The organism is Kitasatospora sp. NPDC001660 (assembly GCF_053596725.1).
Window position 1 is genome coordinate 43,410 of the sequence record NZ_JBSFGU010000015.1, and the last position, 12,974, is coordinate 56,383.

A 12,974-nucleotide genomic window follows, 5' to 3' on the forward strand; every position below is an offset into this window, starting at 1 on the left:
GGGTCAGGCCGTCTTCACGGCGGAGATGTCGAAGCTGAGCTTGACCTTCTCGCCGATCAGCACGCCGCCGGTCTCCAGCGCCGCGTTGTAGGTCAGGCCGAAGTCGGTGCGGTTGACGACGGTGGTGCCCTCGAAGCCGACTCGCGCGGCGCCGTAGGCGTCGGTGGCGCTGCCGGTGAAGTCGAGGTCCAGGACGATCGGGCGGGTCGTGTCCTTGATCGTCAGCTCGCCGGTCATCCGGTAGGAGTCGCCGCGCAGCCGCTCGGTCGAGGTGCTGCGGAAGCGGATCTCCGGGTAGGCGTCGACGGCGAAGAAGTCGCCGGTGCGCAGGTGCTCGTCGCGCTGGGCCTGGTTGGTGTCGATGCTGGCGACCTTGATCACCAGTTCGGCGGTCGAGTTGCCGGGCGTGGTGCCGTCCAGGTGGAGCTTGCCGTCGTAGTCGGTGAAGCGGCCCTTGACGTTGGTGACCATCGCGTGGCGCACCGAGAAGCCGACCTCGCTGTGCGCGGTGTCGATCGCCCAGTCGCCGGTCAGGTGGGCGAGGTCCGGGGCGGCCGGCGTCTCGACGACGGTGACGGCGCTCGCGGTGGTGGTCTTGGTGCGGTTGAACAGGCCCATGGCTCCTCCTCGGATTCGAAGCCATTTGTTTAGGCTTCAACTTCTTCCTGAACCCACCATAAGCCCATCTCGTTCAAACTTCAACCACTTCGATCGTGTCAGAGGGCGCACTTACGCTTCGAGGGCGACCCCGGTCCATCCACGAGCGACCCCGCGACCCCTGAGAGGCCCGCCCATGTTCGTCCTGCACGCGCTCTGGCGCGCGGACGGCGCGCTGGCGCTCTGGGCCGAGGACGCCCGCCGTCACCCCGCAGCGGCGTCTGCGGAACCACCCGGACGGCCCGCCCCGCGCGCCCACCCCCATGCCTGCGCGGCGGCCGAGGTCGCCGCCGTGCTCGGCGGGATCGGCCCGGGCCTCGGCTGGCTCGCCGGCCAGGCGTCCGAGCGCTGGGCCACCCTGCTGCTGCCGACCGTCGGCGGCCTGCCCGCGCCGTCCCCCGACCTGCCGGTCACCCCCGTTCGCGGCGCGGCGGCACTCGCGCCGTGGCGGGTGCCCGCGCTGCTGTTCGACGCCGGGGCGGCGGCCCAGCTGCTGGGCGAGGTCTTCGACCCGCACTGGGCCGTGACCGGGGCCGAGCTGCCCGGCGTCGGGCGCGTCGACGTCGTCTACGGGCCGTCGCTGCGCTGGCTCACCGGCGTGCACGACCTCGCCTGGCGGACGGTCGGCGGTGGCCGGGTGCTGCCGCTGGTCCTGACGGACGGCGTCCCGCGGGCCCGCTGGCAGCCGGACCTCACCCCCGCCGGCCGCCGCGAGGCCGCCGCCCTGGCCGCCGGCTGCCCGCCGGTGGCGCTGGGGGAGTGGCCGCCCACCGGCGCCACCGCAGAATCGCTGGTGGACGCCGCACTGACCACCCTCGTGGACGCCGAGGCCAGGGCCGCCCTCGCCGCCGAGCCCCCGCTCCTGCGCGGCCCCGCCCCATCGACAGGCGCCGCCGAACACTGGCTGGCCGCCCTGACCGCCCCGACCGGCACCTTTGCCGCGGACCGCGGAGAACTCGCCGACCTGCGCCGCCGGCTCTGCGCCTGGTACGCCGCCGCCGAGCCCGCCGACCCCGCCCTGAGGCTCTGCTTCCGCCTGCTCGAACCGCTCGGCCCGGACCCGGACGACCCCGAGGGCCGCCCGTCCGACGACGCCTGGCAGGTGGAGCTCCTGCTCCAGGCCGTCGACGAGCCCTCCCTCCTGGTCCGCGCCGCCGACCTGCACGCGGGCGGCGCCGCCCGTGCCGCGCTCGCCCGCAAGGCCGACGACCCGGCCGACGTCCTCACCGCCGAGCTCGCCCGCGCCACCCACCGCTGGCCGGAGCTGGACGGGCTGCGCCACCGCTCCCGCCCGTCCGCCCTCCCGCTCGACCGCGCCGGAGCCCTGGACTTCCTGCGCACCGGCGCGCCCGCCCTCGCCGAGAGCGGGTTCGGCGTGCTGCTCCCCGCCTGGTGGCGCCGCAAGCCCCGGCTCGGCCTCGCGCTGCGCGTCACCACCCCACCCGCGCCCGGCTCGCTCGCCGTCACGAGCCAGGTGGACCGGGACGCCGTCGTCGCGTTCCGCTGGCAGGCGGCGCTCGGCCCGGACGGCGATCCGCTCAGCGAGCAGGAACTCGCCGAACTGGCCGCCGCCAAGCAGGGGTTGGTCCGGGTGCGGGGCGCCTGGCTGGAGGCCGACCCGGCCCAGATCGCCGCCGCGCTCGCCTTCCTCGACCGCCGGCGGGACACCGCCGTCGCCACGGCGCAGGTGCTGCGCCTGGCGCTCGACCCCGAGGCCACGGTCGCCGGCCTGCCGGTCACCGCCGTCCGCGCGGACGGCCCGCTCGGCGCCCTGCTCGCCGGGCGCACCGCCACCGCCCCGGCACCCGCGCTCCCGCCGGACTTCCGTGCGAACCTCCGCCCTTACCAGGAACGGGGGCTGGCCTGGCTGAGCGCGATGGCCGGACTCGGTCTGGGCGCCGTCCTGGCCGACGACATGGGCCTCGGCAAGACCGTGCAGACCCTCGCCCTGCTGGCCGCCGAGCAGGCGAACGGGGCGACGGCCCCCACCCTGCTGGTCTGCCCGATGTCCCTGGTCGGCAACTGGCAGCGCGAGACCGAGCGCTTCGCTCCCGGCCTGCGCACCTACGTGCACCACGGCTCGGGCCGCCTCGGCGCGGACGAACTCGCCACCACCGTACGGGGCATGGATCTCGTCATCACCACGTACGGGCTGGTCCAGCGCGACCTCGCCACCCTGCGGAAGATCCGCTGGCGCCGGGTCGTCGCCGACGAGGCGCAGCACATCAAGAACGCCGGCACCGCGCAGGCCCGGGCGATCCGCGCACTGCCCGTCGCCGTCCACCGGATCGCCCTGACCGGCACCCCGGTGGAGAACCGGCTGTCCGAGCTGCACGCCGTTCTGGACTTCGCCAACCCCGGCCTGCTCGGTCCGGCCGAGCGCTTCAAGGAGCGCTACGCGATCCCCGTCGAGCTGCACCGCAGCCCCGACCGCACCGCCGAACTCCGGCGCCGCACAAGCCCGTTCGTCCTGCGCCGGCTCAAGACCGATCCGGCGGTGGCGGCCGAACTGCCCGCCAAGCAGGAGATGACCGTCTGGTGCAGCCTCACCGCCGAGCAGGCCGGCCTCTACCAGGCGGTGGTGGCCGACCTGCTGCGCCGGGTCGAGGGCGTCCGGGGCGTGGAGCGGCGCGGCACGGTGCTCGCCGCGATCGGCAAGCTCAAGCAGGTGTGCAACCACCCGGCCCAACTGCTGCACGACGGTTCGGCGTTGGGTGAGCGCTCGGGCAAGGTCGCCCGGCTGGCCGAGCTCCTGGAGGAGGCGCTCGCCGAGGGCGACCGCACCCTGGTCTTCACCCAGTACGCCGAGTTCGGCGCGATGCTCCGCCCGTACCTGGCCCGGCGGCTCGGCGAGGAGGTGCTGTACCTGCACGGCGGACTCTCCCGCTCCCGTCGTGAGGAGCTCGTCGAGCGCTTCCAATCCCCGGACGGGCCAAGGGTGTTCATCCTCTCCCTGCGGGCCGGCGGCACCGGGCTCAACCTGACCGCCGCCAATCAGGTGATCCACCTCGACCGCTGGTGGAACCCGGCGGTCGAGGAGCAGGCCACCGACCGCGCGTTCCGGATCGGCCAGCGCCGGGACGTCCAGGTGCGCCGACTGGTCTGCGTCGGCACGGTGGAGGAGCGGATCGACGAACTCCTCACCGCCAAGCGCGCGTTGGCCGACACGGTGGTGGGCGAGGGTGAGCACTGGCTCACCGACCTGCCCGTCGACGCGCTGCGCGAACTGGTCGAGCTCACCCGCAGCGACGCGGTGGCCGAGGAGGAGGACGCATGACCGAGCACGACGCCGCCCCCGCCGAGCGCGAGACCGCCCCCGCCGTGAACGTCGCCGCCTACTGGCGCGGCGACTTCACCCTGCGCGCGGAGGAACACCCGGAGGAGGGCCGGGAGACGGGCGAACCCTCGCTGCGCCGCCTCGGCCCCTCCGGCATCACCGTGCGCGGACGCGACCTCGCTGTCCTGCTCGCCCCGGCCTACGACGCGTTCCGCAGCTGACCGGCGCCCCCGCCGACCCCCTGCGGTAGCGTCGGCCGGGTGACCGACCCCCTCGAACACCCCGGCCTCGCCGACTTCGAAGCGCACCGGCGGATGATCTTCGGCATCGCCTACCGGATGCTCGGCGGCGTCGCCGACGCCGAGGACCTGGTCCAGGACACCTGGCTGCGCTGGAGCCAGGTCACCGGCCCGGTCACCAACCCGGCCGGCTACCTCGCCCGGACGGTCACCAACCTCGCCCTCAACCGGCTCGACTCGGCCGCCGTCCGCCGCGAGTCCTACGTCGGCCCGTGGCTGCCCGAACCGCTCGTCGGCGAGCCGGACGCGACCGAGAACGTCGAACGCGCCGAGACCGTCTCGCTCGCCATGATGGTGCTGCTGGAGAGCCTCTCCCCGCTGGAGCGCGCCGTCTTCGTGCTCAAGGAGGTCTTCGGCTTCTCCTACAAGGAGATCGCCGACGCCCTCGACCGCACCGAGACCGCCTGCCGCCAGGTCGGCAGCCGGGCCAGGGCGCACGTCCAGGCCGGCCGGCCGCGCTACGACGCCCCGCCGGACCTGCGCCGCCGCGCCACCGACGAGTTCCTCGCGGCCTGCGTCGGCGGCGACCTCAACCGGATGCTGGAACTGCTCGCCCCCGACGTCACCTCGTGGACCGACGGCGGCGGCGTGGTCCGCGCCGCGCTGCGCCCGGTCACCGGCGCGGACAACGTCGCGCGCTTCGTCCTCGGCATCCTCAAACAGCTCGGCGAGACCGCCGCCGCCCGCCCGGCCCTGGTCAACGGCCAGCCCGGCCTGCTGCTCACGGTGGGCGGCCGGGTCGACTCCGTCACGGTCCTCGACTTCGTCGAGGGCCCCGGCGGAGCGCCCCTCGTCGCCGCGATGCGGTCCGTCCGCAACCCGCACAAGCTCACCCGCCTCAACACCGCCGGGCGCGCTCCCGACGGGAGCGCGCCCGGCGGGAGCGGGGCTTGACCCTCCACCTGGTCGAGCCACCACAGTCACCGTCATGGAGAGCGACCTGCACAGCATCGGCGAACTGGCCCGCGCCACCGGCCTGGGCGTCGGCACCCTGCGCTACTACGACGGCGCCGACGTGCTCGCCCCCGCCCGCGTGGACCCGCGAACCGGCTACCGCTGGTACGGGCCCCGGCAGCTCGCCGACGCCCGACTGCTCGCCCGGCTGCGCCGCGTCGGCCTGCCGCTGGCCGGGATCCGCGCCGTGCTCGGCGCGGCCCCCGGCTCCGGCGAGGCCCACCGGGTGGTCGACACGCACCTGCGCCGCCTGGAGGACGGCCTCGCCGACGCCCGCCGCGAGCTCTCCCTGATCCGCACGCTGATCGACCAGAGGGAGAACCCGATGACCACCAGCCCCGCCGAACTCCGGCTCACCGTCCCGGCCCCGGAACTGGCCGCCGCGCTGGACGCGGTCCGCTTCGCCGTCTGCGCCGGCGGGGGCCGCCTCGCGGGTTGTGCCGAGCCCGAACTCCCGGCCCTCGCCGGGGTGCTCTTCGACGTGGACGGCGCAGCGCTGCGCCTGGTCGCCACCGACCGCTACCGGATGGCGCTCGCCGAGGTGCCCCTGCCGGCGGCCCCCGACGCCGTGCCGCCCGTCGGCACGATCGTCCCGACGGCCCTGGTGGACGCCCTCCGGGTGCTGCTCGCCGCAGGTGCGGCCGAGGCCGAACTCACCCTCGGCGGCGGCCTCGTCCGGGTCGAGACCGGCGGCCACCGGATCGAGGGCGCCGCCCTCGACTTCGACTACCCCGACTACCGCGTGCTCACCCGGCTCGACCCGCTGCACCGGGTCGACGTCCCCGCCGCCGACCTGCGCGGCGCCGTCGAGTCCGGCGCCACCCGCACCCTGCCGTCCGGCCCGCACGGCGCGGACTGCGCGGTCACCGTCCTCACCGTCACGGCGGACGGCCGACTCGCCGTCGCCCCGGCGGACACCGTGCCCGCGCCCGGCGAACTCCGGGTGGCGGTCAACCGGGACTTCCTGCTGGAGGCGCTGGGAGCCGGCCGGCCCGAGCAGCTGGTCCTGGAACTCGGCGGCCCGATCGCCCCGTTGGCGATCCGCACACCCGGCCGGGACGGCACCTTCTCCGTGCTGATGCCGATCCGGGTGCCGGAACTCGTGTGATCCGCCGAGCGATCCGGCCGGTGGACGGGCCGTAGGCCCGCCGCCACTACCGCCGCCGCAACCTCCTGACGCCGCCCCCACCCCCGATCCGAACCCCGTCGAGAGGGGCGCGCTGCGGGAGGGGGCGGCCACCCCGGAGTCGCCCCGGCCACCCGCCCTCCCGAGAGCCCCCCGACGTCCACCATCCCCCGTTTGCTCCTGCTAGCGTCCTGCTTGCATTTGCAAGCGCCATGTTGCACGCTGTGGGTATGGCCTCACTGAACGTCGGCTCGCTGGGCGAGTACATCCGCGAGCAGCGCCGCAGCGCGCAGTACTCGCTACGCCAGTTGGCGGAGGCCGCCGGCGTGTCGAACCCCTATCTCAGCCAGATCGAGCGAGGGTTGCGCAAGCCGAGCGCGGAGATCCTCCAGCAGATCGCGAAGGCGCTGCGGATCTCGGCCGAGACGCTGTACGTCCAGGCCGGGATCCTGGAGGAGCGGCGGGACGAGGGACTGGAACTGCGGGCCTCGATCCTCGCCGATCCGCTGATCGACGAGCAGCAGAAGCAGGCGCTGCTCGCGGTCTACGACGCCTTCCTCAAGGAGAACGCCACCCTCCGGGGCGCGGCGGCCGACGGTTCGTCCGCGGCCGGCGCCGACACCAGCACCCCGACGACGACCGACGGCCCAGCCGCCTAGACACCCACCGGGAGGACCGGTCATGCCGATCACCGACGAGATCAAGAAGTCCCTCACCGACCCGACCCCGCTGTACGCCCTCGCCGGCGCCGGTGACCTCGCCTACGAGAAGCTGCGCGAGGTGCCGGGCAAGGTCGAGGCACTGGCCGCGGACCGCAAGGGCGCGCAGGAGAAGGCCGGCGCCCGCCTCCAGGAGGCGCAGGCCAAGCTCGCCGAGGCGCAGGCCAAGGTCACCGAGACGGTCACCACGCTCCCCACCGACTTGAAGGTCCTGCAGGAGCGGGCCCAGGACTTCGCCCTCCAGCAGGTCGGCCGCGCGGTCGAGCTGGCGGTCAAGGCGAAGGAGACGTACGACGAGCTGGCCGAGCGCGGCAAGGTCGTGGTCGAGCGCACCCGCCCGGGCACGTCGAGCGTGCCCGCCGGGCCCGGGTCGATCGACGCCGGGGTCATCGACGCCGAGCTGGCCGAGGACAAGGCGGACACCGCCGCCGAGGCCGCGCCGAAGAAGGGGTCCCGCGCCCGCAAGGACGCTGACCGCGGCGAGTGAACCGCCACCGAACGGGGCACATCCGGTGACCGCGGAACGTTGACATCGGGGCACGGTTCACCGTGCCAGGATGGCGGCGGCCCGCTCGCCGGAGCCGAGAGACTGAGGAGACCGCGATGGGCGGAGTGGCCCAGATGCTGAGCCTGGACTATCTGAACCCGGGCTGGTGGATGTCCGTCGCCATCCTGGGTTTCAAGCTGTTCGCCCTGATCGACGGCGCCTCCCGCCGCGAGGACGCCTACCGGGCCGCGGACAAGAAGACCAAGGGCTTCTGGCTGGCGATCCTCGCGATCGCCTTCGGCTGGGACCTGCTGTTCGGGGTGAACTTCTTGACCGGCATCGGGACCCTCGCCGGGCTGGTCGCCTCGATCGTCTACATGGTGGACGTGCGCCCGGCGATCAGGGAGCTGACCAACCGCGGCGGCCGGGGCGGCGGCGGCCGGAGCAACATGGGACCCTACGGGCCCTGGTGAGACGGAGCGGACCGAACGGTGCTGCCCGGGAAGGCGATCTCCGCCTTCCCGGGCAGCACCGTTTCCGTCCGGGCCTCAGCCCAGGATCAGCTGTACCGGGTTCCGCTCCAGCAGCAGCACCGCGACGTCGTCCGTCAGCGCGCCGCCGTTCAGCTCCTCGACCTCGGCGATCGCGCTGTCGACCAGCCGGCCGCGGGTGAGCCCGGCGGACTGGTGGTCGCCGACCAGGTCGGCCAACCCGTCCTGGCCGAGGCGGCGCGACCCGGCCCCGACCCGGCCCTCGATCAGTCCGTCGGTGTAGAGCAACAGCCGCCAGCCGGGCCGGAGTTCGAGCTCGTACGCGGGCCAGGCGGCCTCGCCGTCGTCGCACGGCAGCAGACCGAGCGCCGGCCCGGCGAGGTCGGAGGGCAGCGTCATCGGCTGGTGGTCGGCGCCGAGCAGCAGGGGCGCCGGGTGCCCGGCCAGGTAGAGACGGGCCCGCTCGCAGGTGCCGCACTCGCCGCCGGGCTCGATGACGAGCATGCAGAGCGTCGCGAAGATCTCGTCGCTGCGCCGCTCGTGTTCGAGCACGTGCTGGAGGGTGGTGAGCAGGGCCTCGCCGGTGAGGCCCGCGAAGACGAGGGTGCGCCACGCTATGCGGAGCGCGACGCCGAGCGCGGCCTCGTCCGGGCCGTGGCCGCAGACGTCGCCGATCACGACGTGGATGGTGCCGTCGTCGGTGCGGACGGCGTCGTAGAAGTCGCCACCGAGCAGGGCGCGGCGGCGGCCGGGGCGGTAGCGGCGGGTGAAGGAGAGCCCGGCGCCGTCGAGCAGCGGGGTGGGCAGCAGGTGGCGCTGGAGGCGGGCGTTCTCCTGGCCGCGCAGTTCGGCCTCGACCAGGCGGCGCTGGGACTCGTCGGCGCGCTTGCGCTCGACGGCGTAGCGCAGGGCACGGGCGAGCAGCGGGCCGTCCGTCTCGTGCTTGATCAGGAAGTCCTGGGCCCCGGCGGCGACGGCGGCGGCGCCCAGTTCGGCGCCGGCCGCGTCGGTGAGCACGACGACGGCGGTGTGCGGGGCCCGGCGGAGCAGTTCGTGCAGGCCTTCCAGCCCGTCGGACGCGTCGGACGGGTGCGGCAGGTCGGCCGGGGCGGCGAGGTCGAGCAGGACACAGCTGAACTCGGTGCCGCGCGGGCGGCCGCGCCGGGCGCCGGTGGGCGGCGGGGCGAGCAGCCCGGTGGCCTGCTCCAGACCGCGGGCCCAGTGCACCTCGATGGCGGTGCCGCTGCCGGCCACGGCGGCCTTGATCAGCTGGGCGTCGGAGGCGTCGTCCTCGATGACCAGCAGCTTGAGCGGGGTGCCGCCGGCCGCGGCGTCGCCCTCGCCGGCCGCCGGAAGGTTTCCGGCCCGCGACCGGGGGTGAGGTATCGGGGGAGCGTCCGTCAGCGGGCCGACCGGGGCCGAGTGGCTGCGGGCACGGCGCGGGAGGGCGCCGTCGAGGGCGTCCGTCAGGTCCGCGGCACCAAGTGCCCGCCCGTCTCCCGTTGCGGGCATCGGTGGTTCCTCCCTTTCCCCGAGTGCGTAACGGTCGGCGTCCGTCCGCAGTGCCTGCCTGGCACCCTGCGGCGGGGAACTTCTCGCGACCATAACGTGATCTCCGGGGATTTCTCTGGCCCGCCGGGGCCGTTGTGGCTATTGCCACGCCGGTGGCGGTGTGGTGATCGGACTCGGACGACGGCTCGGGCCCGTCCCGGCGGGCGCCGGGGCGGGCAGGGAAGGGGCACATCATGGTGACGCGTATCACCCTGGTCGAGGGTGACATCACGGAGCAGCAGGTGGACGCGGTGGTGAACGCCGCGAACTCCTCTCTGCTGGGCGGCGGCGGGGTGGACGGCGCGATCCACCGCAAGGGCGGGCCGCAGATCCTGGAGGAGTGCCGACGGCTGCGCGCCTCGCACTGGGGCAAGGGACTGCCCACCGGGCAGGCGGTGGCGACGGCGGCCGGTCGGCTGCCGGCGCGGTGGGTGGTGCACACCGTCGGGCCGGTGTACCGGGCGGAGGATTACGAGGAGCGGGCGGGGCTGCTGGCCTCCTGCTATCGCGAGTCGCTGCGGACGGCGGCGAAGTTGGGCGCGCGCACGGTGGCCTTCCCGGCGGTGTCGGCCGGGATCTACGGGTGGCCCCCGGCCGACGCGGCCCGGATCGCGCTCTCCACCGTCGCCGAGGTGGTGGACAGCGGCGACGAGCGGGCCGGGGCGGGGCTGGACGAGGTGCGGTTCGTGCTGTTCGGGGCGGAGATGCACCGGGTGTTCGAGCGGGCGTGGGTGGAACTGCGGGAGCGGCGGTAGTGGGTCGGCGGCTGAGCGGGGCGTGCGGCGTGCGGCGGTGCGGGCGCCGCCCGGTGGCCTCCATCGTGACGTGACGGGGCGTCAACGCGCCAGAGGAATTCGATAACTCGTTCGAGTGAAACGGGCGCGTCGCCGCCCGGGGCCGAACGCCGTGCCGGAGCGGCACCCGCGCTACGGCGCGAGTGCCGCGAGCCCTACGGCGCGAGCGCCGTCCAGGGCAGCGTGACCTCGCCCTGCCGCCACCGCCCGCGCGCGTCCACCAGTGGCCAGTCGCCCGCCAGCGCGGTGCACGCGGCCACCCAGCGCTGGCGCGCCCCGAACGCCCCGTACGGCGCCGCGGCCGCCCAGGCCCGGTCGAAGTCGGCGAGGAACGCGTGCACCGGCCGGCCCGGCACGTTGTGGTGGATGAGCGCCTTCGGCAGCCGCTCGGCCAGGTCGGAGGGCCGGTCGAGGCCGCCCAGCCGGGCCGCGAAGGTCACCGTCCGCGGCCCCTCCGGGCCGAGCGCGACCCAGACGTGCCGGCGCCCGATCTCGTCGCAGGTGCCCTCGACGAGGAGCCCGTCCGGCGCCAGCCGCGCGCAGAGCCGCTCCCACACCGCGGCCACCGCCGACTCGTCGTACTGCCGCAGCACGTTGGCGGCGCGGATCAGCTGGGCCGGCGCCCCGCCGTCCAGCGGCACCTCGAAGCCGCCGCGCCGGAAGGTGAGCAGCGGCGGCTCGGCGTACGGCAGGGCCGCGGCGACCCGCTCGGGCTCGATCTCGATCCCGACCACCCGGACGTCCGGCCGCACCGCGCGCAGCCGTCCGGCCAGCTCGACGGCGGTCCAGGGCGCGGCGCCGTAGCCGAGGTCGACCGCGACCGGCGGCCGGTCGGCGGCGCGCAGCGCACGGCCGAGGGTGTGGGCGATCCAGCGGTCCATCCGGCGCAGCCGGTTGGTGTTGGTGGTCCCCCGGGTGACCGTCCCCACGGGCCGCCCGGTGCGCCCGCGGGCGGACGGGGGCGAGGGGTCGAAGGAGGCGGCCATGCCCAGAAGGGTACCGAGAAGCCCGACCCGCCCCCTCCCACCTGCACTGTTGCCCGTTCGAGGATCCCGGTCGGCGATTCGGGAATGCCGGACGTCGCTCGGGTGGTTGGCACACTGGTGGTGATGTGTGGGCCCGGACGGGGCAGCGCACACCGGACAGCAGGCGGGCCGGATGCGGGCCGCCGGAGACGGGCCGCACAGAGGAGGCTTCAGCCAGGTGATCCAGCCCCCCGTCCGTTCGGTGCGCCGTGCCCAGTCGGCCGCGCCCGGGCGCGGACGCCTCCAGTCGCTCGTCACGGGCCGCCGCCGCCCGCGCCGGATAGCCATGCTCAGCGTGCACACCTCGCCGCTGCACCAGCCCGGCACAGGCGATGCGGGCGGGATGAACGTCTACATCGTGGAGCTGGCCAAGCGCCTCGCCGTGCTCGACGTCGAGGTCGAGGTGTTCACCCGGGCGACCTGCTCGGACGACGCCCCCACCGTCGAGCTGGCCCCGGGCGTCCTGGTGCGGCACGTCACCGCCGGGCCGTACGAGGGCCTGGTCAAGGAGGACCTGCCGGCCCAGCTGTGCGCCTTCACCCACGGCGTGCTGCGGACGGAGGCGGGCCACCGCCCCGGCCACTACGACCTGGTGCACTCGCACTACTGGCTCTCCGGGCAGGTCGGCTGGCTGGCCGCCCAGCGCTGGGGGGTGCCGCTGGTGCACACCATGCACACGATGGCGAAGGTGAAGAACGCCGCCCTGGCCGAGGGCGACGCGCCCGAGCCGGCGGCCCGGGTGATCGGCGAGACCCAGGTGGTCGAGGCCGCCGACCGGCTGATCGCCAACACCACGGAGGAGGCCGCCGAGCTGGCGCGGCACTACTCGGCGCGTCCGGACCAGCTCGCCGTCGTCCACCCCGGCGTCAACCTGGACGTCTTCCGGCCCGGCGGACCGCAGGCGCGGGCGGCCGCCCGCGCCCGGCTGGGCCTGCCGCAGGAAGCCGCCGTGCTGCTCTTCGCCGGCCGGATCCAGCCGCTGAAGGCGCCCGACGTGCTGCTGCGCGCCGTCGCCGAGCTGGTCGACCGACGCCCCGGCCTGCGCGAGCGGCTGGTCGTCCCGGTGGTCGGCGGCCCGTCCGGCAGCGGGCTGGCACGGCCGGAGAGCCTGCACAAGCTCGCCGCCCAGCTGGGCATCTGCGACGTGGTCCGGTTCCATCCGCCGGTCGGCCAGGCCCGGCTCGCGGACTGGTACCGGGCGGCGACGGCCCTCGTCATGCCCTCGTACAGCGAGTCCTTCGGGCTGGTCGCGCTGGAGGCGCAGGCCTGCGGCACCCCGGTGGTGGCCGCCGCGGTCGGCGGCCTGCCGGTCGCGGTGCGCGACGGCGAGACCGGCACGCTGGTCCGCGGCCACGACCCGCGGGACTGGTCGTACGCGCTGGAGCCGTACGTCACCGATCCCGGCCTGGTCGAGCGGCGGGGCGCGGCGGCGGCCCGGCACGCGTCCGACTTCGGCTGGGACACCGCCGCGGCGGCCACCGCCGAGGTGTACGCCGGCAGCCTGGCCCGCCCGGCCGGGCGCCTCGCCGCGGCCCGCCGCCGGCTGGCCTGACCCGGACCGGTCCGGCGCCGCAGGGCCCCGCCGGCTGCGCGC

General features: G+C 75.3%; 12 protein-coding genes. 9 read left to right on the top strand and 3 right to left on the bottom strand.

Annotated features, from left to right (window positions below):
- Positions 1–3: 3 nt before the first annotated feature.
- Positions 4–618, bottom strand: coding sequence for a YceI family protein (locus ACWCXH_RS18435; protein ID WP_449802469.1), 615 nt, complete (start codon positions 616–618; stop codon positions 4–6).
- Between the two features lie 175 nt (positions 619–793).
- On the opposite strand from ACWCXH_RS18435, the gene ACWCXH_RS18440 reads away from it, so the two are divergent.
- The 7 genes from ACWCXH_RS18440 to ACWCXH_RS18470 all read left to right on the top strand — a co-directional run bounded on the left by ACWCXH_RS18440 (position 794) and on the right by ACWCXH_RS18470 (position 7,992).
- Complete coding sequence (locus ACWCXH_RS18440; protein ID WP_449802470.1) at positions 794–3,934, top strand: DEAD/DEAH box helicase; 3,141 nt, start codon at positions 794–796, stop codon at positions 3,932–3,934.
- Positions 3,931–4,155, top strand: coding sequence for a hypothetical protein (locus tag ACWCXH_RS18445; protein WP_449802471.1), 225 nt, complete (start codon positions 3,931–3,933; stop codon positions 4,153–4,155). Before ACWCXH_RS18440 ends, ACWCXH_RS18445 begins: the two co-directional genes overlap by 4 nt.
- A 39-nt stretch (positions 4,156–4,194) precedes the next feature.
- Entirely contained in the window at positions 4,195–5,127 is a 933-nt protein-coding gene (locus ACWCXH_RS18450) for an RNA polymerase sigma-70 factor (protein WP_449802472.1), read from the top strand.
- A gap of 34 nt (positions 5,128–5,161) precedes the next feature.
- Positions 5,162–6,295 carry a DNA polymerase III subunit beta family protein gene (locus ACWCXH_RS18455; RefSeq protein WP_449802473.1) on the top strand — a complete coding sequence of 378 codons (1,134 nt, stop codon included), beginning with the start codon at positions 5,162–5,164 and terminating at the stop codon, positions 6,293–6,295.
- A 248-nt stretch (positions 6,296–6,543) separates the two neighbouring features.
- A complete protein-coding gene (locus ACWCXH_RS18460) occupies positions 6,544–6,972 on the top strand; it encodes a helix-turn-helix domain-containing protein (RefSeq protein ID WP_449802474.1) in 429 nt (142 codons plus the stop codon).
- Positions 6,973–6,994: 22 nt separating this feature from the next.
- A complete protein-coding gene (locus ACWCXH_RS18465; RefSeq protein ID WP_449802475.1) occupies positions 6,995–7,519 on the top strand; it encodes a hypothetical protein in 525 nt (174 codons plus the stop codon).
- Between the two features lie 116 nt (positions 7,520–7,635).
- Positions 7,636–7,992 carry a DUF2516 family protein gene (locus ACWCXH_RS18470; protein ID WP_449802476.1) on the top strand — a complete coding sequence of 119 codons (357 nt, stop codon included), beginning with the start codon at positions 7,636–7,638 and terminating at the stop codon, positions 7,990–7,992.
- Positions 7,993–8,067: 75 nt separating this feature from the next.
- Here ACWCXH_RS18470 and ACWCXH_RS18475 read toward each other — a convergent pair whose 3' ends face one another.
- Entirely contained in the window at positions 8,068–9,522 is a 1,455-nt protein-coding gene (locus ACWCXH_RS18475; protein WP_449802477.1) for a PP2C family protein-serine/threonine phosphatase, read from the bottom strand.
- Positions 9,523–9,755: 233 nt separating this feature from the next.
- Here ACWCXH_RS18475 and ACWCXH_RS18480 point away from each other — a divergent pair, with 233 nt between their 5' ends.
- Complete coding sequence (locus ACWCXH_RS18480; RefSeq protein ID WP_449802478.1) at positions 9,756–10,316, top strand: O-acetyl-ADP-ribose deacetylase; 561 nt, start codon at positions 9,756–9,758, stop codon at positions 10,314–10,316.
- 194 nt (positions 10,317–10,510) lie between these two features.
- On the opposite strand, the gene ACWCXH_RS18485 is transcribed toward ACWCXH_RS18480, so the two are convergent.
- Positions 10,511–11,341 carry a class I SAM-dependent methyltransferase gene (locus ACWCXH_RS18485; protein WP_449802479.1) on the bottom strand — a complete coding sequence of 277 codons (831 nt, stop codon included), beginning with the start codon at positions 11,339–11,341 and terminating at the stop codon, positions 10,511–10,513.
- Positions 11,342–11,582: 241 nt separating this feature from the next.
- Between ACWCXH_RS18485 and mshA the strand changes: the two genes are divergently transcribed.
- The gene (gene mshA / locus ACWCXH_RS18490) at positions 11,583–12,932 is read left to right on the top strand and encodes a D-inositol-3-phosphate glycosyltransferase (protein WP_449802581.1); all 1,350 of its coding nucleotides are present in this window, start codon (positions 11,583–11,585) and stop codon (positions 12,930–12,932) included.
- Positions 12,933–12,974: the final 42 nt, after the last annotated feature.

Bases quoted from the DNA above. Each gene is read 5' to 3' on its own strand.
- ACWCXH_RS18435 (WP_449802469.1), bottom strand. From the start codon at position 618: ATGGGCCTGTTCAACCGCACCAAGACCACCACCGCGAGCGCCGTCACC.
- ACWCXH_RS18470 (WP_449802476.1), top strand. From the start codon at position 7,636: ATGGGCGGAGTGGCCCAGATGCTGAGCCTGGACTATCTGAACCCGGGC.
- ACWCXH_RS18445 (WP_449802471.1), top strand. From the start codon at position 3,931: ATGACCGAGCACGACGCCGCCCCCGCCGAGCGCGAGACCGCCCCCGCC.
- ACWCXH_RS18460 (WP_449802474.1), top strand. From the start codon at position 6,544: ATGGCCTCACTGAACGTCGGCTCGCTGGGCGAGTACATCCGCGAGCAG.
- ACWCXH_RS18440 (WP_449802470.1), top strand. From the start codon at position 794: ATGTTCGTCCTGCACGCGCTCTGGCGCGCGGACGGCGCGCTGGCGCTC.
- ACWCXH_RS18465 (WP_449802475.1), top strand. From the start codon at position 6,995: ATGCCGATCACCGACGAGATCAAGAAGTCCCTCACCGACCCGACCCCG.
- ACWCXH_RS18455 (WP_449802473.1), top strand. From the start codon at position 5,162: ATGGAGAGCGACCTGCACAGCATCGGCGAACTGGCCCGCGCCACCGGC.
- ACWCXH_RS18485 (WP_449802479.1), bottom strand. From the start codon at position 11,341: ATGGCCGCCTCCTTCGACCCCTCGCCCCCGTCCGCCCGCGGGCGCACC.
- ACWCXH_RS18480 (WP_449802478.1), top strand. From the start codon at position 9,756: ATGGTGACGCGTATCACCCTGGTCGAGGGTGACATCACGGAGCAGCAG.
- ACWCXH_RS18475 (WP_449802477.1), bottom strand. From the start codon at position 9,522: ATGCCCGCAACGGGAGACGGGCGGGCACTTGGTGCCGCGGACCTGACG.